A 21,713-nucleotide genomic window follows, 5' to 3' on the forward strand; every position below is an offset into this window, starting at 1 on the left:
CGGCGGGACAATGAGCGGGCATACAGCCATGTGCCGACAGGAGAGGCGGTGGGCACCGTGGAGCTTCCCGTGGTCGTCGGGGTCGACGGTTCGGACGCCGCCTCCGGCGCGCTGGACTGGGCCGCCGACATGGCGGCCCGGCGGGGTCTCCCCCTGCGCATCGTGCACGCCTCCCTGTGGGAGCGGTACGAGGGCTACGTACCCGCCGCGGCCGCCGACCGCCCCACCGAGCGACTGCACAGCGAGACCGTGCTGGCCACCGCGGCCGAGCGGGCCGGGCGGCGCGCACCGGCGCTGAAGGTGATGACCGATCTGGCGCCCGACGAGGCGGTGACCGCCCTGCTGCGCGCCGGGCAGAGCGCGGAGGCCGTGGTCGTCGGGTCGCGCGGGCGCGGCGAGTTCGCGTCGCTGCTGCTGGGCTCGGTGGGGCTCGGCATCGCGGCCCGCGCGTCCTGCCCGGTGATCGTCGTCCGTGGCCGCCCGGAGGGCGGGGACGGCCGGATGAACCGCGTCGCGGTGGGTATCGCCGAGCGCGAGCGCCCCGGCGAGCACGACCACACCCCGCCCTCCCCCGCCGTCGCCTTCGCGCTCCGGGAGGCCCGGCTGCGCGGCTGCGAGCTGGCGGCGGTGCACGCCTGGCGCTGCGCGGGGCCGGAGGACCATGGGCCGCACGAGGACCACTCCGGGCACGCCGCCGAGCTGCTGGACGAGGCGCTGGGCGGGGTGACGGAGATGGCGCGGCCGCCCGTACCCGTGGCGTACCGGGCGTTCGAGGGCCCGGCCCGCAAGGCGCTGCTGGACGCGTCGGACGACGCCGACCTGCTGGTGGTGGGCGCCCGGCGGCGGCAGGGCCACTTCGGGATGCAGCTGGGGCTGGTCAACCACGCCGTCCTGCACCACGCCCGCTGCCCGGTGGCGGTGGTCCCGCAGCCCTGACGGTCACTCCCCCTCGATACGCTGTGTGCAGCGGCGGAGACTAAGGGGGGTCCACGTGTCGGCTCGTGAGGATCAGGCTCGTGGGGATCAGGGGCACCATCCCACGCTGCCTCAACTCCGGCTGGATCAGCTGCTCGACGAGCTGCAGGCGCGGCTGGACGCCGCCCGGGCCACTCAGGGGCGGATGCACAGCCTGCTGGAGGCCGTGCTCAGCGTGGGCCGCGAGCTGGACCTGGAGCAGGTGCTGCGGCGGATCGTGGAGTCGGCGGTGGTGCTGGCGGACGCGGAGTACGGGGCGCTCGGCGTGGTCGACAGCGACCGGCTGTCGCAGTTCCTGCCGGTGGGCATATCGGAGGGCCTCGCGCACCGGATCGGCCCGCTGCCGAGCGGCCACGGTCTGCTGGGCGAGCTGATCCGCCATCCGCAGCCGCTGCGGCTGACCGACCTGTCCGAGCATCCGGCGAGCCACGGTTTCCCGGAGCACCATCCGCCGATGCGCTCGTTCCTGGGGGTGCCGATCCGGGTCCGGGACCAGGTGTTCGGCAATCTGTACCTCACGGAGAAGCGCGGCGGCGCGCAGTTCGACCCCGACGACGAGGCGGTGCTGACCACTCTGTCGGTCGCCGCCGGGGTGGCCATCGACAACGCCCGGCTGTACCACGAGAGCCGCCGCCGCGAGCAGTGGCTGGAGGCGCTGGGCGTGATCACCCGCACGCTGCTGGCGGGCACTCCGGCGGCCGAGGTGCTGAGTCTGATCGCCCGGCTGGCCCTCCAGGTCTCGCTGGCCGACTCGGCGGCCATCCTGCTGCCCGCGCCGGGCACGGACAGCCTGATGGTGGAGGTCGCGGAGGGCCATGACGCGGAGCGCGTCGGCGGTCTTGTGGTGCCCTCCGACGGCTCGCTGGCCGGTCTCGCGGTGCGCACCGGGCGGCCCGCGGTGGCGAGCGACGTACGGACCGACGCCCGGGCGCGGGCCTGGCCGCTGCCGGACCAGGAGAGCGAGTTCGGCCCGCTGGTGGCCGTACCGCTGGTCGCGCACGAGCGGTCCTCGGGGGCGCTGCGGCTGTGCCGTCTGGCCGGGCGGCCCGCGTTCGACGACCACGAGGTGGAGCTGCTGTCGGGCTTCGCCGCGCAGGCGGCGCTCGCGCTCGAACTGGCCCGTCACCGTGCCGAGTCCGAGCATCTGGCGCTGCTCCACGACCGCGACCGGATCGCCCGTGACCTGCACGATCTGGCGATTCAGCGGCTGTTCGCGACGGGGCTGACGCTGCAGAGCGCGAGCCGCCTGATCGAGCATCCGGAGGCGGGTGAGCGGGTCGGCCGGGCGGTGGACGACCTGGACGAGACGATCAAGATCATCCGCTCGACGATCTTCGCGCTGCGCGCGGTCGGCGACGAGGACGGCGAACCGGCCACCTTGCGGCGGCGGCTGGTGAAGGCCGTAAGGTCGGCGTCGGACATCCTGGGCTTCACGCCGTCGCTGCTGATGGACGGGCCGGTCGACACCGACGTACCGGACGAGACCGGCGATCAGGCGCTCGCGGTGCTCGCCGAGGCGCTCAGCAACACCGTCCGGCACGCGTACGCCCAGCGGGTGGACGTGCGCTTCACGGTCGGCGCCGACGTCGTCCTCACGGTCACCGACAACGGGGTGGGCATCGGCGCCGCCGCGCCCAGCGGGGGCCTGGTCAACATGCGGTCGCGGGCCGAGCTGCTGGGCGGCACGCTGAGCGTCGAGACCCCCGAGGCGGGCGGCACCCGGGTGGTGTGGCGCGTGCCACGGACCGTAGGTGGCCCAGCCCACACGGCCAAGGGGCTCAGCCCGTGATATGGCTCTCTCTTCACCGAATTCGCGCATATCCGGCCTCCCATGCGGTATCCACGAACGGGGAAGGGGATTGTCGAAAGACGTGCGGATGATGCGAATGATCAAGGGCTTGTGGCGCTGGCGACGGAACTCGCTGCGCCGTAAGACCGACCTGGCAGAGGCTTACGCGGCGCTGGTCGCCGCCGTGCTGATCGTGCTCGCGGCCCCGGCCGCGGGCTGGGCGGCGGGGTCCCTGGCGCATGGGGCGCTGAAACGGACCATGCAGGAGCAGCGCGCCGAACGCCATGACGTGGCGGCGACCGTGGTCAAGGTGCTGCCACAGCCACCCATCGACTCGGACCCGGAGACCGCCTCCGCGCGCGACGCCCAGCGCAGGGTGCTCGCGCAGTGGACGGGCCCGGACGGCAGCCGTCACGACGGCACGCTCGCCGCCGGTCCGGGCGCCGACCCGGGCGAGACGTTCCGGATCTGGACGGACGACCAGGGCCAGCTGAAGGCCCGTCCGCTGGACTCGGCCACCGCGGCCACCCACGCGGTGCTGGCCGGGATCGCCGCGGGCGCGGCGACGGCGGGGCTGGTCGACGGCGCTCGGCGGCTGGTCGTATGGCGGCTCATGCGTCGGCGTTACGCCCAGTGGGACATCGCGTGGGAGCGGGCCGGTCAGGACTGGGGCCGAGCCGACGCGGGCAGCTGACGCGGCAGTAACGTAGAGCCGGGCACCGCTCCCGTGCGCGGCTCTTCACCACCACACCCTGTGTACGGGACACCCCGTGCGCCGGACCTTCCGGGCAGGTCAACTCGGCGTGCCGCGCGCACGCTACGGTGGGGCCTTCACGTGAACAGCGGCACAGTCGCGCACATCCGGCATACGCACGAGGTGGGGGCACAGCAGCACCATGGCACAGGGCTCGGTCGTCCAGGTGACGCACAGCGGGACGTCGCGGTGGCGGCGCCGCACCGGAGAGTACGCCTCCCTCGCCGCGGCCCTGGAGGCCGCCGGGGACGGCGATGTGCTCTCCATCTCGCCCGGCACCTACCGTGAGAATCTGGTGGTGGGACGGGCCGTCACCCTGCGCGGCCCCGAGGGCTCCTCGCGCGGCTCGGTGCGGATCGCCCCCGCCGACGGCGTCGCGCTGACGATACGCGCGTCGGCGGTGGTCTCGGACCTGCACGTGGAGGGCATGGACTCGGCGTCGCCCGCGCTGCTGGTCGAGGAGGGCACCCCGGAGCTGACGGACGTACGGGTCGCGACCCGTTCCGCCGTCGGCATCGAGGTGCGCGGCGGCGCCCGGCCGACCGTGCGGCGCTGCACCGTGGACAACCCCGCCGGGGTCGGCCTCAGCGTGCTGGACGGCGCGGGCGGGGTGTTCGAGGACTGCGAGGTGATGGCGGCCGGGCAGTCCGGCGTCGCGGTGCGCGGCGGCGCCCGCCCGCGCCTGGAGCGCTGCCGCATCCACCACTCGTCGGGCGCCGGGGTCACCCTGACCGGCGAGGGCAGTTCGCTGGAGGCCGTCGGCTGCGAGGTGTACGAGATCCGGGGCGCGGGGGTGACGGTGTCCTCGCGCGCCACCGGGCATCTCACCGACTGCAAGGTGCACCGGACCACGGGCGACGGCGTCAACCTGGACACCGACGCCGTGCTCACGCTCGCGGACTGCGAGATCCACGACGTCCCGGAGAACGCGGTCGACCTGCGGTCCCGTTCGGTGCTCACGCTGACCCGTTCGACCGTACGCAAGTTCGGGCGCAACGGCCTGTCGGTGTGGGACCCGGGCACCCGGGTGGACGCCAACCAGTGCGAGCTGCACGAGAGCACGGGCGACTATCCGGCGGTGTGGGTGAGCGACGGAGCGACGGCCGTGCTCGACTCGTGCCGGGTGCGCGACGTGCCCGACGCGCTGTTCGTGCTGGACCGCGGCTCGCGCGTGGACGTCGTCGACAGCGACCTGTCGCAGGTGCGCAACACGGCGGTGTCGGTGAGCGACGGGGCGACCGCGCAGCTGGACGACTGCCGGATCCGGGAGGCGGCCACCGGCGCCTGGTTCCGTGACCACGGCAGCGGCGGCACCCTCGCGAACTGCGTCATCGACGGCGCCGCGACCGGAGTGATCGTCACCAAGGGCGCCGACCCGACGGTCGAGCGCACCACGGTCTCCTCGCCGACGGAGGCCGGGTTCTATGTGTCCGCCGAGGGCCGCGGCACCTTCAGCAACTGCCGGGTGACGGGCAGCAGCGGCTATGGCTTCCACATCATCGACGGCTGCCGCACCACCCTGACCCGGTGCCGCACCGAGCGGTGCGCGCGCGGCGGTTACGAGTTCTCCGAGGCGGGCCCGGCCGTCGAGGACTGCACCAGCGACGAGAGCGCCACCAGCGCCGTCACCACCCCGGCGACCGCCCCCGCGCTCCTGGCGCCCGCCGTGGAGACCGCCGCCTCGACGGGCGGGCTGCTGGGCGGCCTCCCGGCGCAGCGCGCCGTCCAGCCCCCGGCCGTGACCGCCGCGCCCGCCGAGGAGCCGGTGTCCGTACGGCCTTCGACGACGGTGCTGGGCGAACTGGACGCACTGGTGGGGCTGGAGAGCGTCAAGCTCGAGGTACGCGCCCTCACCGACATGATCGAGGTCGGCCGCAGGCGTCAGGAGGCCGGGCTGAAGGCCGCCTCCGTCCGCCGCCATCTGGTCTTCACCGGCTCCCCCGGCACCGGCAAGACGACGGTCGCCCGGCTCTACGGCGAGATCCTGGCCTCGCTGGGGGTGCTGGAGCGCGGCCACCTGGTGGAGGTCTCCCGGGTGGACCTGGTCGGCGAGCACATCGGCTCGACGGCGATCCGCACCCAGGAGGCGTTCGACCGGGCGCGCGGCGGGGTGCTGTTCATCGACGAGGCGTACGCGCTCTCGCCCGAGGACTCCGGCCGGGACTTCGGGCGCGAGGCGATCGACACCCTGGTGAAGCTGATGGAGGATCACCGGGACTCGGTGGTGGTCATCGTCGCCGGGTACACGGCGGAGATGGAGCGCTTCCTGTCCGTCAACCCCGGTGTGGCGTCCCGCTTCTCCCGCACCATCACCTTCGGCGACTACGCGCCCGAGGAGCTGCTGCGGATCGTGGAGCAGCAGGCCGACGACCAGGAGTACCGGATCGGCGAGGGCGCGTCGGAGGCGCTGCTGAAGTACTTCACGGCGCTGCCGAAGGGCCCGGCGTTCGGCAACGGGCGTACCGCCCGGCAGACCTTCGAGGCGATGGTGGAGCGGCACGCGGGCCGGGTCGCGCAGGTGAGCGACCCGAGCACCGACGACCTCACGCTGCTCTACCCGGAGGATCTGCCCGAACTGCTCTGAGCCTGCTCGGGGAGGCGGGCCAGCAGCGCGGCCCGCTCCCGGTCGAAGGCCGGGTCCGCCTGGTACTCGCCGTGCCCCAGGATCGGCGCGGGCAGCGGGTGTTCGGCGGTACGGCCGTAGGCGAGCGGGTCCTTGAAGGCGTCGCAGTCCACGTCGGGCCCGTCGGCCCCATCGGTCTCGGTCAGCCGGATCGGGCCGCCGATGGGGTCGGTGTAGCGCCACAGGTTGCGCCAGCACCGCACCTCGCCGTGGAGCGAGCGCAGTTGGGCGGGGCCGAAGTAGGCGGGGAACCAGCGCCCGTACAGCCGCTCCAGCGGTGAGCCGTAGGTGAGCAGCGCGACCTGGGCGCGGGTGCGCGGGTCGACCTGCCAGACCGCGGCGGCGGCCAGCACGCTGCCCTGGGAGTGCCCGGAGATGACGAGGCGGCCGCCGTAGGTGCGGGTCCAGGTCTCCATCCGCCAGGTCAGGTCGGGGACGGCGCGCTCGGCGTAGCAGGGCGGGGCGAAGGGGTGCGCGGCGCGCGGCCAGAAGGTGCCGACGTCCCACAGGATGCCGATGGTGCGCCGCGCGGAGGGGCTGCGATACGCGCGGCGGGCCCAGGTGACCAGCATCAGGACCGCGAAGCCCATCATCCAGGAGCCGAGCGCCTGGGCCGTCTGGGTGGCCGCGTCGATGAACCCCGGGGTGTCGTCGGCGGCCCGCCCCGGCACCTCGTTGGTGAGCCAGGTCCCGATGACCGCGAGTCCGCCGAGCAGCAGGGTGAACAGGGCGACGGGGCCGACGAGCCAGGGCGTGGAGTCGGTGAGCCCGGCGCGGGCGATGGTGGTGGCGATCCGGCGGGTGCGCACCGCGTCGGCGGGCTCGCCCGGGTAGCTGTCCAGGACGCCGGGGATGAGCCGCTCGCGTACCCGCCAGGCCCGCAGGGCGAAGATCACGGCCAGCAGCAGGATCATCAGCAGCAGGACCGGTATGGCCGTGGCCCACCAGGACAGCAGGATGGGCGGCGCGATGGTGCCGCCCTCGCCCGGGGTGGCGCCGCCGTCCAGCCAGTCGGCGATGCGCTGGGCGACGCCTCCGGCGAGCACCGAACCGAGCCCGCAGGCGAGCATGGCGACGGCGGGACCGGCCAGTCCGCGCAGCGGGGTGCGCGCGGTGGGCGCCTCCCGGTACAGGAGCAGGGCGCACACCGCGATGGCCACGATGAGCGCGCCCTGCACGATGGCGATCACGCAGAAGGTCTGGTCGCCGGGCAGCCTCCCGTGGGAGACCCAGCCGGGGCGGGACCAGCCCGCGTACAGCACGGCGAGCGCGAGCACGCCGAGCGCGGCGCCGGGCAGCGCGGTGATGGTGAGGCGGTCCAGATCGCTGTCCGCCTTGGTCTCGCTGCGGCCTCGGCGGCACACCACGAACACCACCAGGCACCCGCCGGTGACCACCAGGGCGAGCAGCGTCCAGCCCACGGCGTCCAGCAGGGCGCCGCCGCCCGCCTCGCGGTCGTACCCGGCGGTGGCCGCGGTGACGGCCGCGGCGATCGTCAGGAAGCCCGCGGCGGTGTGGGCGGCGCGCAGCCGGGCGACGATGCGGCGGCCGTACCAGAAGCCCGGCAGGCACAGCGCGGGCTGATTGCCCGACTCGGCGCAGGTCTCGTCCACCGGCCGCTCCAGCGGGGGCTGCGACTCGTAGGCGCTCCAGGTGCGGTTGGACAGGTACCACAGCAGCCCGTTGAGTGCCGCCGGTACGACGGCGGCGAGCGCCAGGCGGCGGCCGGGCTGGCTCCACCAGCCGTCGTCCCCTGCGGACAGGAAGCCGAGCCAGGTGCCGTCGGCGCACTCGGCCGCGCCCGCGCACTGCCAGGCGACCAGATCGAGGGCGACCTCGCCGGCCCCGGCGATCAGCAGCACGGTCAGGCTGAGCGCGACCAGCCGCACCAGCAGCCCGTAGGTGCGCACGGTGCGCTCCCGCCGGTCGGCGGCGGGGCGCATCCAGTGGGCCAGGTTGACGACCATGAAGGGCAGCAGGAGCAGCCACAGGGCGCGGGCGCTGTTGCCGGAGGTGAGGTTGGACCAGACGTACGCCTCGCGGACCGGGGCGCCCCGGTGGTCCTCCGGGCGCGACTCGGCGTCGATGTCGTCGATGCGCCGGTAGACCGCGGCGGTCTCGTCGCCGGTGACCGGGGTGGTGCGCGGATCGGTCAGCATCTCCTGGGGGGTGGTGCCGCCGACGCCGTGGACCAGGAGTTCCAGGTCGGGTGGTGGTTCACCGTTCCGGGGCGGCGGTGGCGCCCCCAGCGCCCGGTCCGCCCCCGCTGCCGATGCGCTGGTACCCGTGGTCGATGCCACCGTGCCCCCCGATCCCGGTGTCGTGCGGTCGTCCCGCCCCGGTCTTCCCCCGGTCGTCTCCCGGTCTTCGCTCCAGGATTGTGCCCAGCGGGGTGGGACACGGAGCATGACAGGCCGGGCGTGGCGAAATCGTAACCCCCCGGTACTCAGGGCCCGGCTGTCCGCCCCACATGCGAAGATGGCCGCGCGGGCGACGTGCGACGGCCGGAAGGGAACGGGCAGGGTGAGCGACAACCAGAATCTCCTCGCCGAGCAGCGGCGCGCCCTGATTCTCGACGAGGTCAGGCGGCGCGGTGGAGTGCGGGTCAACGAGCTGACGCGCAAGCTCAATGTGTCGGACATGACGGTCCGTCGCGATCTGGACGCGCTGGCCCGGCTGGGTGTGCTGGAGAAGGTGCACGGCGGCGCGGTGCCGGTCGCCGAGGCGAGCACGTACGAACCGGGGTTCGAGGCCAAGTCGGGCCTGGAGCTGTCCGCCAAGGAGGACATCGCGAAGGCCGCCGCCGCGATGGTCACCCCGGGCACGGCGATCGGGCTGGCCGGGGGTACGACGGCGTTCGCGCTGGCCCAGCAGCTGCTGGAGGTGCCGGATCTGACGGTGGTGACCAACTCGGTCCGGGTGGCGGACGTGTTCTACAACGCGCAGCGGTCGGCGGCGGCGCTCGGCGGGGCCGCGCCGCGCCCCGGGGCGGCCACCGTGGTGCTCACGGGCGGGGTGCGCACCCCGTCGGACACGCTGGTGGGGCCGGTCGCGGACGCCGCGGTGCGCGCGCTCCACTTCGATGTGCTCTTCCTCGGCGTGCACGGCATATCGGTCGAGGCCGGGCTGTCCACGCCGAACCTGGCGGAGGCGGAGACCAATCGCCACTTCGTACGGTCCGCGCGGCGGGTGGTGGTGGTCGCCGACCACACCAAGTGGGGCACGGTGGGCCTGAGTTCCTTCGCCTCGCTGGACCAGGTGGACGCGCTGGTGACGGACCCCGGGCTGCCGGCCGCGGCGCGTGCCGAGATCGCCGAGTATCTGCCGGAGCTGGTGGTGGCGGGCGAGCCGGGCGAGGCCGCGTCGGTCCTCTGACGGGACCTCTGACGGAGCGACAGCCGTGCGGCTATCGTGGCCGCATGGCATACCGGTTGCGTTCCGTGGGGCTGGACTACACCGAGACGGCCCCGGTCCAACTCGCCTTCACCGCCGAGGCGTCGGCGCCGCCCGAGGCGGTGTTCGGGGCGCTGGCCGATGTCGAGGGCTGGCCCCGCTGGTTCCGCCAGGTGACCGACGCCCGCGCGACGGCCGACGGGACGGGGCGGGAGATCCGCCTGCTGGGCGGCACCCGCTTCCGCGAGACGGTGGTGGCGGCGGACCCCTGCGAGCGGTACGCGTACCGGATCGACGAGACGAACGTACCGGGGCTGCGGGCGCTGCTGGAGGAATGGCGGCTGGTGCCGTGGCACTCCGGCACGGTGGTGCGCTACACGTTCGCGCTGGACGGCACGGCGCCGGTCCGGGCCTCGGCGCGGGTCTTCCGCCCCGGGCTGCGGCGGGCGTTCCACGACGCGGTCCGGTGCCTGGACCGGCGGCTGACGACGGGCTGACGGCGGCTTGAGTCCGCCTCGGCTTTCGGCGGTGTACTAGTCCGGCCAGCGTCCGGTCGCCAGGAAGGTGTCGATCGCCTGCGCGTGCGGCTCGATGTCGAGCCCCTGTTCCTCCAGCCAGGCGTCCGAGTAGTACTTGTCCAGGTACCGGTCGCCCGGGTCGCACAGCAGCGTCACCACGCTCCCCGTGCACCCCCGCTCCACCATCTCCGCGACGATCTTCAGCGCGCTCCACAGCCCGGTCCCCGTGGACCCGCCCGCCTTGCGCCCTATCGCCCGTTCCAGCGCCCGCACGGCTGCGACGCTCGCCGCGTCCGGGACCTTCATCATCCGGTCGATCGCGCCGGGCAGGAAGCTGGGCTCCATCCGGGGGCGGCCGATGCCCTCGATGCGGGAACCGGACTCGCTGCACGCGTGGGCGTCGTGGTGCACCCAGCCGTCGAAGAAGCACGAGTTCTCCGGGTCGGCGACGCACACCCGGGTGTCGTACTGCATGTAGTGCGCATAGCGCGCGATGGTCGCGGAGGTGCCGCCGGTGCCCGCCGTGGCGACCACCCAGGCCGGTTCGGGATAGCGCTCCAGCCGCAGCTGCTGGTAGATCGACTCGGCGATGTTGTTGTTGCCTCGCCAGTCGGTCGCCCTTTCGGCGTAGGTGAACTGGTCCATGTAGTGGCCACCGGATTCCGCCGCGAGGGCGATGGACTCCTCGTACATCTTCCGCGGGTCGTCCACGAAATGGCACTGGCCGCCATGGAATTCGATCAGGCGGCACTTTTCCCGGCTCGTCGTGCGCGGCATCACCGCGATGAAGGGGACGCCGATCAGCTTCGCGAAGTACGCCTCGGATACGGCGGTGGAGCCGCTGGACGCCTCGATGACGGGCTTGCCGGGGCGGATCCAGCCATTGCACAGCCCGTAGAGGAACAGCGAGCGGGCGAGCCGGTGCTTGAGGCTCCCTGTGGGATGGGTGGACTCGTCCTTGAGGTAGAGGTCGATCCCCCACCGCTGCGGGAGCGGGAAGCTCAGCAGGTGCGTGTCAGCGGATCGCTGTGCGTCGGCCTGCACTTTCCGGACGGCCTCCTTGAGCCAGGCCCGGTAGTCGTGGTCACTGCGGTCCACGTCAACCGTGTCGACGACCGCCCGCGTTGTGCTGTCCACGCCGCTCCTCGTGCTTGTGCCCCGTGCCCGTTCCGAGTGGCATACTCGGTCCGTTTCGATCCTAAATGGACCCCGGTGCGCCCTGGTGCCCCGGGCCGGTCACGGGCACACTGCGCAGCAGGGAGAATGAGGCAGCAGCGCTTGCCAGTCGGAAGCCACCGGGGAGGCGGTCGTGATGGCCGATACCGAATTCAACGCCAGGGGCGTGCGGATCGAGCGATTCCTGCGCTCGGTCACCCGCGCCGGACAGGTCTCGATCAAGGACGGCAGGCTGCAGCTGCTGACCAGCTACGGGCGCGAGATCGACAGCGCGCCCGTGCAGTCGGTCCGGGCGAGCAAACCGTGGTTCGTGGACGGCGACCAGGCGATGGCGACCGTCAACGGCACCCGCTACCGCCTCACCCTCGGCCAGCAGGACGCGGCCAAGCCCTCCGGCTCCGGCGCCGCCGGCCGCTTCCTCGACGCGGTCCGGTCCGCCCGGGACCACGTCCGCAAGGGGTGAAGGCGGCCGAGTTGCGCATGCGCGCGGGGGGACCGACCCTGGACGAGCATCAGTATCACTGAGGGTCAACAAGCGGTGACGCTGAGAACCGGCCCACCGGTCGCGCACGGCAGCCACCACTGCTGAACGCGTTCGCCGCCCGCATCTGCATCAGGCTAGCCCCAACTTCTTCAGGGAGTCGCAGCCGTGATCAGTCGTCCTAGCAGGCATTGCACGGTGGAGCTGCAAGCCCTGCCGTCGCGGATCGGTCAGGTCCGCAGAATCGTGTCGGCGCAGTTGCGCTACTGGCACCTGGATCCGCTCATCGACCCGGCGGCGCTCGGTGTCACCGAGCTGCTCACCAATGTCCACCGGCACGCCGAGCCGGACAAGCAGTGCACGGTCGAGATCGCCCTCATGCTGGACCGGCTGACGGTATCGGTCCGCGACCAGGATCCGCGGCTGCCCCGGGTCCGCGAATCCGACCCCGTGTCCACGCACGGCCGGGGGCTCGCGCTGGTCGCGGCGGTCAGCCAGACCTGGGGAATGGACGTACGGGACGACGGCAGCGGCAAGGTCGTCTGGTTCACCCTGGCCGTGCCGCAGCCCGCCACCGCGACCGGCTCGCCGTACGCGGCGTACGGAGCGGGCCGTACCGCGCCGCCGCACCGCGCGGGCCTGACCCGCCCGGTAACGGCCCCCACCCCGGCCTCCGCACCGGCCCCGGTATCCCCGGTGACCCCGGTATCCCCGGCGCCCGCACCGGCCCCCGTGGCCGCGCCCGCGCCCGCACCGGCCGTACGGGAGCGGGCACCGGCCGCCCGGTCGGCCGTATCCCACTGAGCGTTCCGGCACCGGGCGTTCGGGCCGCCCCGCCCCCAGGCGGACGGGACGGCCCGCTCACCACCCCCGCTGTACCTACTGGTATGTACACTCCTCCCATGACCACCTCGGAACGGCTGATCGAGAGCACCCGGGAACTGCTGTGGGAGCGCGGCTACGTGGGCACCAGCCCCAAGGCGATCCAGCAGCGGGCGGGGGCGGGCCAGGGCAGCATGTACCACCACTTCACGGGCAAGCCCGATCTCGCGCTCGCGGCCATCCGCCGCACCGCCGAGGAGTTGCGGGCCGCGGCGGAGGCGTCGCTGTCCGGCCCCGGGGGCGCGTACGACCGCGTGCGCGGCTATCTGCGGCGCGAGCGCGATGTGTTGCGCGGCTGTCCGATCGGGCGGCTGACGATGGATCCGGATGTGATCGCCGATCCGGTGCTGCGGCAGCCGGTGGACGAGACACTGGACTGGCTGCGCGGGCGGCTGGCGGACGTCCTCGCCGAGGGGCGGGAGCGCGGCGAGTTCACGGCCGGGCTGGACCCGGCCCGTACCGCCTCGGCGGTCGTCGCGACCGTACAGGGCGGCTATGTGCTGGCCCGCGCGGCCGAGTCGGCGGCCCCCTTCGACAGCGCCGTGGACGGCCTGCTCGCCCTGCTGGCCGGCCACCGGGCGCCCGATTCCCCTGCCAGGTAACGGAATTGCCGGTTCCAGGAGAAGAGAAGAGCCCGCTCATGCATGCGATGCAGTACCGGATCACGCTGCCCGCCGACTACGACATGAAGATCATCCGGCATCGGGTGGAGTCGAAGGGACACCTCCTGGACGACTTCCCGGGGCTCGGCCTCAAGGCGTACGGCATCCGCGAGCGCGGGGTCGACGGCTCACCGGTCAACTCCTACGCGCCGTTCTACCTCTGGTTCGCCCCGGACGCCATGAACCGCTTCCTGTGGGGTCCCGGATTCCGGGGCATCGTCCAGGACTTCGGCCGCCCCGCCGTCGAACACTGGCAGGGGCTGGCCTTCCACCGCGGCCCGGCCACCGTCGCCGCGCCGCGCACCGCCGTCCGCCACACCGAGCCGGTCCCGGCCGCCGCCGATCCCGCGACGGCCGTCGACGGCGCGCTGGAGGAACTGCGGCGCCGGGCGACCGCCGAGGGTGTGCACTCGGCGGCGCTCGGCATCGACCCGCGCGGCTGGGAGCTGGTGCGCTTCACGCTCTGGGCCCACTCCTCGCCGCCCGAAGAGCCCGGCGACCGCTACCAGGTGCTCCATCTCTCGGCCCCGGACCTGACCGCACTCCCCGAGGGACGGCACTGGTAGGCGGCGCTACGCCACGCCCAGCGCCGTCAGCGGGTCGTCCAGCGCCGGCTGCCACGCCAGCTCCGCCGCGCCCACCAGGCCGTTGTGGTCCAGGGTGCACGGCAGAATCGGTACGCCCCCGCTGCGCCCCCACAGGCTGCGCTCGGCGACGACCGCCCGCAGCCGCTCCGCGTCGGCCTCCAGCAGCTCGCGGTGGAGGCCGCCGAGGATGATGCGGTCGGGGTTGAGGATGTTGACGAGCCCGGCGAGCCCGAGGCCCAGGCGGTCGATGAGCTGCTCGGCGGCGGCCCGCACCGACGGATCGGCGTAGTCCGCGCGGATCAGGTCACGGGCCTGCTGGAGCAGCGACCCCTCGGGGCCGGGCTCGCGCCCTGCGGCGTCGAGGAAGGCGAGCGGGTCGGTCTCGATGTCCAGGCAGCCGCGGCTGCCGCAGTGGCAGGGCGGCCCCTCGGGGTTGACGGTCAGATGGCCGACCTCCAGGGCGAGCCCCGCGCTGCCGGTGTGCAGCCGCCCGTCGAGGACCAGCGCGCCGCCGACGCCGCGGTGTCCGGTGGCGACGCACAGCAGATGCTGGGCGCCGCCCCCGGCACCGTGCCGGTGTTCGGCGAGGGCGGCGAGGTTGACGTCGTTGCCCGCGTGGCCGGTGAGCGGTTCCCCGTCCGCGCCGCGGATCCCCGCTTCGGCCAGGCTCCGGGTGAACAGCTCGCGCACCGGCGCGCCCGCGGGCCAGGCGATGTGCAGCGGGTTCAGCGCGGTGCCCTCGGGCTCCGCGACCGCGGACGGCACGGCCAGCCCGGCGCCCACGCAGCGGCGGCCGGTCTCGCGCAGCAGCTGGGCTCCGGCCTCGACGACCGCGTCGATGACGTGCGCCGGGTCGGCGGGCACCGTCATGCGGCCGGGGGCGGTGGCGACGATGTTCCCGCCGAGCCCGACGAGCGCCGCCCGGAAGCCGTCGGCGTGCACCTGGGCGGCGAGGGCGACGGGCCCGCGCGGGGCGATCGAGAGCCGGTGCGAGGGGCGGCCCTGCGCCCCGGCGGAGCCGAGCGGCCGCGCGTCGACCTCGATCAGGCCGAGCGCCTCCAGCTCGGCGGCGACGGCCCCCGCGGTCGCGCGGGTCACCCCGAGTTCGGTCGTGAGCACCGCGCGGGTGGGTGCGCGGCCGGTGTGTACGAGCGCCAGTGCCGGGCCGAGAGCGCCCCGGCCCCGCTCGAGCCTTGTCCGTGTCTGGGTCACGCCCCTATTCTCACTTTGTGCCGACATCAAACAAAACATGGACGGCCATTCCGGGGAAGCGCGGGACCGCGACCCCCGAGCGCGCCCTGTCCCAACTCCGCGCCGCCCTCACGGTGTTCTTCGCCCTCGACGGCTTCGTGTTCGCCGGATGGGTGGCCCGCATCCCCGCGATCAAGGACCAGACGGGCGCCTCCGCGGGCGCCCTGGGACTCGCCCTGCTGTGCGTGTCGGTGGGTGCCACGGCCACGATGATGACCACCGGGTGGCTCTGCCGCCGGTTCGGCAGCCACGCCACGACGGTCGCCCTCGCCGTGCTGCTCTCGCTCAGCGTCACGCTGCCGCCGCTGACCCATTCCGCGCTCGCTCTCGGGCTGGTGCTGCTGGTCTTCGGCACCGCGTTCGGCGGGCTCAACGTCGCCATGAACAGCGCGGCCGTCGATCTCATCGCCGCGCTGCGCAGGCCCGTCATGCCCAGCTTCCACGCGGCGTTCAGCCTGGGCGGGATGGCCGGGGCGGGGCTCGGCGGGCTGCTCGCGGGCCAGCTCTCCCCCACCCGCCATCTGGCGCTGCTGGCCGCCGTCGGGCTGGTGCTCGCGGCGGGCGCGGGCCGCACCCTGCTCTCCGTTCCGCCGCCGTCGCCGCCCGAAACCGATACGAGCCCGGCGGCCGGGGCATCCGCCGGAGCGCGGCGCGGTCCCGCGCGCTGGCTGGTGGCGGTATTCGGCCTGATCGCCCTGTGCACGGCGTACGGCGAGGGGGCGATGGCGGACTGGGCCGCGCTCCATCTCCGCGAGGACCTCGACGCGTCCGCGGGCGTCGCGGCCGCCGGTTACTCCGTCTTCGCACTGACGATGGCCATCGGGCGGCTGTCCGGTACGGCGCTGCTCGAACGGCTCGGCCAGACCGCGACGTTGACCGGGGGCGGCGCCACGGCGGCGGCTGGGATGCTGCTGGGCGCGCTCGCGCCGACGGTCTGGCTCACCCTGCTGGGCTTCGCGGTCACCGGGCTCGGCCTGGCCAATCTCTTTCCCGTGGCCATCGCCCGGGCGGGCGCGCTGACCGGCCCCAGCGGGGTCGCCGCGGCCTCCACCCTCGGCTACGGCGGCATGCTGCTGGGCCCGCCCGCGATCGGCTTCCTCGCCGACTGGTTCTCGCTGCCCGCCGCCCTCACCACGGTCGCGGGGCTGGCGGCGGTCGCGGCCGTCGTCGCGTACGCCACCCGCAACGCCGTACGCCCCGGGCCGGATTGACCGCCGGATTGAATTTCGCCACGTCACCCCGCATGTCAGAGGTGGCTGGCAGAATTCCGCCATGGAGATTGCCGAGCTGATCGACGTCGTAGACCGCGAGGGGCAGCTGCTGGCCGACGCCGCGGCCAAGGCGGGCACGGACGCCCGGGTGCCCACCTGCCCCGGGTGGCAGGTCCGGGACCTGCTGTCGCACACCGGGCGGGTGCACCGGTGGGTGGCCCGCTACGTCGCCGAGGGCCTGACGGAGCGGATTCAGCTGCCCGACGAGCCGGAGCGGGACGGCGCCGAGCTGGTCGCCTGGTACCGGGAAAGCCATCGGACGCTGGTCAAGGCGCTCACCGACGCTGATCCGTCCCTGGAGTGCTACACGTTCCTGCCCGACCCCGCGCCGCTGGCGTTCTGGGCCCGGCGGCAGGCCCACGAGACGTCGATCCACCGGGTCGACGCGGAATCGGCGCTCGGCGCGGACCACTCGCCCTTCGACCCGGCCTTCGCGGCGGACGGGATCGATGAGCTGCTGCTCCGTTTCCATGCGACGGAGCTGAGCAAGGTGCGTACGGACGCCCCGCGCACCCTGCGGCTGCGGGCCACGGACACCGACGACATCTGGACGGTGCGGCTCAGCGAAGCGATCCCGCGCACCACGCGGGACGGCGAGGGGGACGCGGACTGCGAGCTGACCGGCCCGGCCGGGGAGCTGTACATGATGGCGTGGAACCGGCTGCCGTACAGCGCGCTGAGCGGCAAGGGCGATCTGTCGCTGGCGCAGGTGTGGCGGGAGCGGTCGTCCCTGTGAGCGGATAGAGCGCCAAGAAGAGGACCAGCGACCGGATACGACAGAGGACTGATGCCGGATGACCGGAACCCGTAGCCAGGCCGACCGGGACGCGCTCACCGTGGAGATCGTGTTCGCCCTGGTCACGGGCGGGCTGCTGGCGGCCGTCCTCTTCTTCGCCGTCGCGAGCCCCGCGCTCTTCGGGGAGCTGGGGCAGGCCCAGGAGGCCGCGTGGCGGACGGCGGCCGCCGTCGCGGCCACCGCCGGGTTCGCCTACCGCGTGATACGGGTGCTGTGGCCGCCTCGTAAGGGGCGGCGCGAGTGACCGGGGACGGGCGGTGGCGGTGCGCGGGGCTGCGCTGGTCGTACGGCTCCGGCCCCGCCCTCGTCTGGCGCCATCCGGTCCACGGTGAGCGGACGTCCGCGCTGACGCGGGGCCGTCCGCTGGCCTTCACCACCGGGCCCGGGCGCCACTGCACCGGCGTGCGCCGGGGGGCCAGGCACACCCCGTGCCCGGACGGCGCCGAGGTGTCGGCGTCCGCCGTCTCGTCCCAGTGCGCGGACTGCGCCCGGCTCGACCGTTCGTACTCGGTCGCCGCCGACACCCGCACCGACGACCCCCGCCCGTACGACGTCTATCTCGCCTGGTTCGGGCCGGGGTTGGTCAAGGCCGGGATCACGGCGGCCGAGCGGCAGGGCGTACGGCTGCTGGAGCAGGCCGCGCTCTCGTACGCGCTGCTCGGCCGGGGTCCGCTGATGGCCGCGCGCCGCGCGGAGGCCGTGCTGGGCGCCGCGCTCGGCGTCCCGGACCGCTTTCCGTACGCGGCCAAGCGCGCCGCCCGGGAGGCGCCGCCGCCCCGGGAGCACCGCGCCGCCGAACTCGCGGCGCTGCACGCGCGGGCGCGCGGGCTCGGCGGTCTGCCGGAGTCGCTGGCCGTCACCGCCTTCGCACCGGTCCACCACGACGAGGCGTTCCATCTGGAGCGGCTGGGTCCGGTGCACGGGGTGATCCGGCTCGCCGCCGACCGCACGGTGGCGGGGCGCGTCGAAGGCGTGGCGGGCCCGGACATCCAGCTGACCACGTCGGACGGCCGCGCCCTGCTGCTGGACGGCCGACTGCTGGCGGGCCGTCCACTCGGCGCGGCCCCGGCGGACGCGGAGACGACGGCCCCGGTGGAGGTTCCGGCGCGGGAGGCCGCGCGTCCGGAGGCGCTGTTCTGACGCGCCGCGCCACGGGCTGGGGAGGTCAGCCCAGCCAGCCGGGGCGTACGAGTCCCGACTCATAGGCGAGGACGACGAGTTGGGCGCGGTCGCGCGCGCCCAGCTTGACCATCGTGCGGCTCACATGGGTCTTGGCGGTGAGCGGGCTGACGACCAGCCGCCGCGCGATCTCCTCGTTCGACAGGCCGATTCCGACCAGGGCCATCACCTCCCGTTCCCGCTCGGTCAGTTCCGCGAGGACGGAGGCGGGCGCGGGCTCCTTCGAGCGGGCGGCGAACTCGGCGATGAGGCGGCGGGTGACCCCGGGCGACAGCAGCGCGTCGCCGTCGACCACGGCCCGCACCGCGCGCAGCAGTTCCTCCGGTTCGGTGTCCTTGACCAGAAAGCCGGAGGCGCCGCCACGGATGGCCTCGAAGACGTATTCGTCCAGCTCAAAGGTGGTCAGCATGATCACCTTCACCTCGGCGAGAGCGGGGTCGGCGGTGATCCGGCGGGTCGCGGCGAGTCCGTCGAGGAGGGGCATGCGGATGTCCATGAGCACGACATCGGGGCGGCGCTCCCGCACCTCCTTCAGGGCCTGCTCGCCGTCGGCGGCCTCGGCGACCACGTCGATGTCCGGCTGGGCGGCCAGCAGCGCCCGGAAGCCCGCGCGGACCAGGAGCTGGTCGTCGGCGAGCAGGACGCGGATCACTCGGCTCACGGTGCCTCCTCGGGCGCGGCGGTCTTGGGCGCGTGGGGCGCGGCGGTCTTGGGCGCATCGTGTGCGGTGGCGGGCGCGGCGGTGAGCGGGATGCGCGCGTGCACGCGGAAACCGCCGTCCGGGCGGGGGCCCGCCTCGACCGTGCCGCCGAGGGCGGCGGCACGCTCGCGCATGCCGACCAGGCCGTTGCCGCCGCCCGTCGCGCGGTCCGCCGTGTCGTGCGTGGTCGCCGGGCCGTCATCGTCCACCCGCAGCTCCAGCTCCTGCGGGGCGTACGACAACCGGACGTGCGCGGTCCGCGAGCCCGAGTGGCGGACGATGTTGGTCAGCGCCTCCTGGACGATACGGAACGCGGCCAGGTCCGTGCCCGGCGACAGGGCGGCCGGGGTGCCCCGCGTCGCGACCTCCACCGTCAGCCCCGCGCCCGCCGCCTGTTCGGTCAGCTCCGGGAGCCGGTCCAGGCCCGGGGCGGGCTGGCGCGGCGCGGCGCCGGAGGCGCGCAGGGTGTCCAGGACCTGGCGTACCTCGCCCAGCGCCTCCTTGCTGGCCGCCTTGATGGTGGTCAGGGCGGTGCGGGCCTGTTCAGGGTCCTGGTCGAGGAGGGCGAGGCCGACCCCCGCCTGGACGTTGATGACCGAGATGCTGTGGGCGAGGACGTCGTGCAGTTCGCGGGCGATCCGCAGCCGCTCCTCGTCCGCCCGGCGCCGTACCGCCGCCGCCCGCTCCGCGCGCTCGCGGGCCCACTGCTCGCGCCGTACGCGGACGAGTTCGGCCGCCGCGAGCACCGCCGCCGCCCAGGCCGCGACCGCCGCCTCCTGCCCCCAACCGGCGGACGGGTCGCCCGGCGGCGGCAGCCAGCGGTAGAGCCAGTGCGCGATGAGCAGCCGCCCCGCCCACAGCGCGCCGACCGCGCACCAGGCCGCCATCCGCTGCCCGGCGGCGACGGCCGCGACGCAGGCGACGACGACGCTGAGGAAGACCGGGCCGTTCGGCCCGCCCACGGCGAGGTAGCCCAAGGTCACCGCCGAGACGCCGAGGACGGCGAGCCGGGGATGGCGGTGGCGCAGGAGCAGCAGCGCGGGCCCGGCCAGCAGCAGCGCGTACAGGCCGGGGCCGAGGTCGGTGCGGTCGGGCTGCCGCTGGGCGGCGAACCCCGTGCCCACCAGCTGGATGACGGCGACGGCGAGCGAGGAGCGCCAGGGCACGGAGGTGCCCGGCGGGCCGAACGGCCCGCCGTACCAGGGCGCCCCGCGCCACCACCCGCCCGGACCGCGCCCCGGTTCGCTACCAGGCCCGTGCCCAGGCCCCCGCTCCCCCGTGAATTCGTGCATACGGCAACGCTAGACCGGCCACCCGCGAACGGCGTCCCCCGTGCGCGGTGATCGCCCGTACTCCCACCGGAGTAGCCCGCAGGGGCCCGCTACCGGAGGCCCGCTTGGCGCCCCAGGGCGGCTGCCGTGTGCCCGAAGAACTCCTCCCGCGCCGCCACCACCCCATGGAAGTGGCCGAACAGCTCAAAGGTGATCAGCCCGAAGAGCTGCGCCCACGCCGCGACGAGCGCCGCCAGCGCCTCGGCGGGCAGCTCGGCGTCGAGGACGTCGGTCAGGGCCGCGACGTCCGCCCGCACCCCCTCCGGCAGCTCCGCCGCCTCCGGTACGCGCAGGGCACCCGCGGCATGGGCGTCGCGGGCGACCGCGACGAGGGTGAGGGCGATGCGGGCGGCGGGGGCGTTGGTGGCCTCGGGCGCGGAGTAACCGGGCACCGGGGAGCCGTAGAGCAGCGCGTACTCATGCGGGTGGGCGAGCGCCCAGCCCCGGGCCGCCCGGCAGACCGCCGTCCAGCGCGCCACGGGGGCGTCGTCGCCGCGCGTCGCGGCGAGCGCGGCCTCGGCGGCGGCGCCGATCGCGTCATACGCGTCCACGATGAGCGCGGTCAGCAGCTCGTCGCGGCTCGGGTAGTAGCGGTAGAGGGCCGAGGAGACCATGCCCAGCTCGCGGGCGACGGCCCGGAGCGACAGCTTGGCCGCGCCCTGGTCGGCCAGCTGGCGGCGCGCCTCTTCCTTGATGGCGGCGGTCACTTCGGCGCGGGCCCGTTCCCTGGCCCCTCGGATCGCGGTCATGCGTACAGTCTGCCATCTCTCGGATCGGCGCCCTAAAACGAGAGCACCGCTCTTGCCATGTTCCGGGACCTCTGCGCACAATGCTCTTCAACGAGAGCACCGCTCTCGCGGGTGGTTCACCGCAGCAGACGGAGGACGTCATGACGCAGCACTACATCGAGCCCCGCCGCTTCGAGGTGCCCGTCCACGGTGCCGTGGCGTGGCTGGCGCGGCACGGGCTCAGCCTCTTCGGCGCGGCGGAGCTGTCCGTTCCGGGCCGGTCCAGCGGGGCGATGCGGCGCGTCCCGGTCAACCCGCTGGCCCTGGACGGCGAGCGGTATCTCGTCTCGGCGCGCGGCAACGCCCAGTGGGTGCGCAATCTGCGGGCGGCCAGGGGCGGGCAGCTGCGCAAGGGCCGCCGGACGCGGCCGTTCACCGCCGCCGAGCTGCCCGAGGGCGAGGAGAAGGCGGCGGTGCTGCGGGCCTATCTGAAGCGGTGGGGGTGGGAGGTCGGCGCCTTCTTCGACGGCGTGACCGCCACCTCCGACGACGCCGAACTCGCCCGGATCGCCCTCATGCACCCGGTCTTCCGCGTCACCGTCACGGACGCCTGAGCC

At 74.2% G+C, this 21,713-nt stretch carries 21 protein-coding genes; 15 read left to right on the top strand and 6 right to left on the bottom strand.

Going from position 1 to position 21,713, the window contains the following annotated elements; genetic code table 11:
* Window positions 1-48 precede the first annotated feature (48 nt).
* The 4 genes from ACWC5C_RS35505 (at window position 49) to ACWC5C_RS35520 (ending at window position 6,102) form a co-directional block, all read left to right on the top strand.
* Window positions 49-936, top strand: coding sequence for a universal stress protein (locus ACWC5C_RS35505; RefSeq protein WP_450882350.1), 888 nt, complete (start codon window positions 49-51; stop codon window positions 934-936).
* A 184-nt stretch (window positions 937-1,120) separates the two neighbouring features.
* The gene (locus tag ACWC5C_RS35510; RefSeq protein ID WP_450882408.1) at window positions 1,121-2,764 is read left to right on the top strand and encodes a GAF domain-containing protein; all 1,644 of its coding nucleotides are present in this window, start codon (window positions 1,121-1,123) and stop codon (window positions 2,762-2,764) included.
* Between the two features lie 91 nt (window positions 2,765-2,855).
* Complete coding sequence (locus ACWC5C_RS35515; RefSeq protein ID WP_450882410.1) at window positions 2,856-3,458, top strand: Rv1733c family protein; 603 nt, start codon at window positions 2,856-2,858, stop codon at window positions 3,456-3,458.
* Between the two features lie 202 nt (window positions 3,459-3,660).
* Window positions 3,661-6,102, top strand: coding sequence for a right-handed parallel beta-helix repeat-containing protein (locus tag ACWC5C_RS35520; protein WP_450882352.1), 2,442 nt, complete (start codon window positions 3,661-3,663; stop codon window positions 6,100-6,102).
* Here ACWC5C_RS35520 and ACWC5C_RS35525 read toward each other — a convergent pair.
* Window positions 6,072-8,108 (bottom strand): hypothetical protein, encoded by a 2,037-nt coding sequence (locus tag ACWC5C_RS35525; protein WP_450882412.1) that lies wholly within the window; start codon window positions 8,106-8,108, stop codon window positions 6,072-6,074. The genes ACWC5C_RS35520 and ACWC5C_RS35525 overlap by 31 nt on opposite strands.
* 556 nt (window positions 8,109-8,664) lie before the next feature.
* Here ACWC5C_RS35525 and ACWC5C_RS35530 point away from each other — a divergent pair.
* A complete protein-coding gene (locus ACWC5C_RS35530; RefSeq protein WP_450882354.1) occupies window positions 8,665-9,516 on the top strand; it encodes a DeoR/GlpR family DNA-binding transcription regulator in 852 nt (283 codons plus the stop codon).
* Between the two features lie 44 nt (window positions 9,517-9,560).
* On the top strand, window positions 9,561-10,031 hold the full coding sequence (locus ACWC5C_RS35535; protein WP_450882356.1) for an SRPBCC family protein: 471 nt from the start codon (window positions 9,561-9,563) through the stop codon (window positions 10,029-10,031).
* 36 nt (window positions 10,032-10,067) lie between these two features.
* On the opposite strand, the gene ACWC5C_RS35540 is transcribed toward ACWC5C_RS35535, so the two are convergent.
* Window positions 10,068-11,189 carry a PLP-dependent cysteine synthase family protein gene (locus ACWC5C_RS35540; protein ID WP_450882358.1) on the bottom strand — a complete coding sequence of 374 codons (1,122 nt, stop codon included), beginning with the start codon at window positions 11,187-11,189 and terminating at the stop codon, window positions 10,068-10,070.
* Between the two features lie 175 nt (window positions 11,190-11,364).
* Between ACWC5C_RS35540 and ACWC5C_RS35545 the strand changes: the two genes are divergently transcribed.
* The 4 genes from ACWC5C_RS35545 (at window position 11,365) to ACWC5C_RS35560 (ending at window position 13,819) form a co-directional block, all read left to right on the top strand.
* Window positions 11,365-11,691 (top strand): hypothetical protein, encoded by a 327-nt coding sequence (locus ACWC5C_RS35545; RefSeq protein ID WP_385442328.1) that lies wholly within the window; start codon window positions 11,365-11,367, stop codon window positions 11,689-11,691.
* A 186-nt stretch (window positions 11,692-11,877) separates the two neighbouring features.
* On the top strand, window positions 11,878-12,513 hold the full coding sequence (locus tag ACWC5C_RS35550; RefSeq protein ID WP_450882360.1) for an ATP-binding protein: 636 nt from the start codon (window positions 11,878-11,880) through the stop codon (window positions 12,511-12,513).
* A 98-nt stretch (window positions 12,514-12,611) separates the two neighbouring features.
* On the top strand, window positions 12,612-13,193 hold the full coding sequence (locus ACWC5C_RS35555; RefSeq protein ID WP_450882362.1) for a TetR/AcrR family transcriptional regulator: 582 nt from the start codon (window positions 12,612-12,614) through the stop codon (window positions 13,191-13,193).
* A 38-nt stretch (window positions 13,194-13,231) separates the two neighbouring features.
* The gene (locus ACWC5C_RS35560; RefSeq protein ID WP_450882364.1) at window positions 13,232-13,819 is read left to right on the top strand and encodes a DUF4865 family protein; all 588 of its coding nucleotides are present in this window, start codon (window positions 13,232-13,234) and stop codon (window positions 13,817-13,819) included.
* A 6-nt stretch (window positions 13,820-13,825) separates the two neighbouring features.
* Here ACWC5C_RS35560 and ACWC5C_RS35565 read toward each other — a convergent pair whose 3' ends face one another.
* The gene (locus tag ACWC5C_RS35565) at window positions 13,826-15,079 is read right to left on the bottom strand and encodes an ROK family protein (protein WP_385442321.1); all 1,254 of its coding nucleotides are present in this window, start codon (window positions 15,077-15,079) and stop codon (window positions 13,826-13,828) included.
* On the opposite strand from ACWC5C_RS35565, the gene ACWC5C_RS35570 reads away from it, so the two are divergent.
* From ACWC5C_RS35570 to ACWC5C_RS35585, 4 genes are all read left to right on the top strand, one after another.
* On the top strand, window positions 15,070-16,302 hold the full coding sequence (locus tag ACWC5C_RS35570; RefSeq protein WP_450882366.1) for an MFS transporter: 1,233 nt from the start codon (window positions 15,070-15,072) through the stop codon (window positions 16,300-16,302). The genes ACWC5C_RS35565 and ACWC5C_RS35570 overlap by 10 nt on opposite strands.
* Before the next feature lie 61 nt (window positions 16,303-16,363).
* Complete coding sequence (locus tag ACWC5C_RS35575; RefSeq protein WP_450882368.1) at window positions 16,364-17,098, top strand: maleylpyruvate isomerase family mycothiol-dependent enzyme; 735 nt, start codon at window positions 16,364-16,366, stop codon at window positions 17,096-17,098.
* Between the two features lie 58 nt (window positions 17,099-17,156).
* The gene (locus ACWC5C_RS35580) at window positions 17,157-17,402 is read left to right on the top strand and encodes a DUF6332 family protein (RefSeq protein ID WP_450882370.1); all 246 of its coding nucleotides are present in this window, start codon (window positions 17,157-17,159) and stop codon (window positions 17,400-17,402) included.
* Window positions 17,399-18,298, top strand: a complete 900-nt coding sequence (locus ACWC5C_RS35585) for a DUF2797 domain-containing protein (protein WP_450882372.1) — start codon at window positions 17,399-17,401, stop codon at window positions 18,296-18,298. Before ACWC5C_RS35580 ends, ACWC5C_RS35585 begins: the two co-directional genes overlap by 4 nt.
* A 25-nt stretch (window positions 18,299-18,323) precedes the next feature.
* On the opposite strand, the gene ACWC5C_RS35590 is transcribed toward ACWC5C_RS35585, so the two are convergent.
* From ACWC5C_RS35590 to ACWC5C_RS35600, 3 genes are all read right to left on the bottom strand, one after another.
* Window positions 18,324-18,989, bottom strand: a complete 666-nt coding sequence (locus ACWC5C_RS35590) for a response regulator (RefSeq protein ID WP_450882414.1) — start codon at window positions 18,987-18,989, stop codon at window positions 18,324-18,326.
* Between the two features lie 5 nt (window positions 18,990-18,994).
* Window positions 18,995-20,329: a sensor histidine kinase gene (locus ACWC5C_RS35595; RefSeq protein WP_450882374.1), complete on the bottom strand. Its 1,335-nt coding sequence runs from the start codon at window positions 20,327-20,329 to the stop codon at window positions 18,995-18,997.
* An 89-nt stretch (window positions 20,330-20,418) separates the two neighbouring features.
* Entirely contained in the window at window positions 20,419-21,117 is a 699-nt protein-coding gene (locus ACWC5C_RS35600; protein WP_450882376.1) for a TetR/AcrR family transcriptional regulator, read from the bottom strand.
* A 140-nt stretch (window positions 21,118-21,257) separates the two neighbouring features.
* On the opposite strand from ACWC5C_RS35600, the gene ACWC5C_RS35605 reads away from it, so the two are divergent.
* Window positions 21,258-21,710: a nitroreductase/quinone reductase family protein gene (locus ACWC5C_RS35605; RefSeq protein WP_450882378.1), complete on the top strand. Its 453-nt coding sequence runs from the start codon at window positions 21,258-21,260 to the stop codon at window positions 21,708-21,710.
* Window positions 21,711-21,713 lie beyond the last annotated feature (3 nt).

Source organism: Streptomyces sp. NPDC001700 (genome assembly GCF_053596435.1).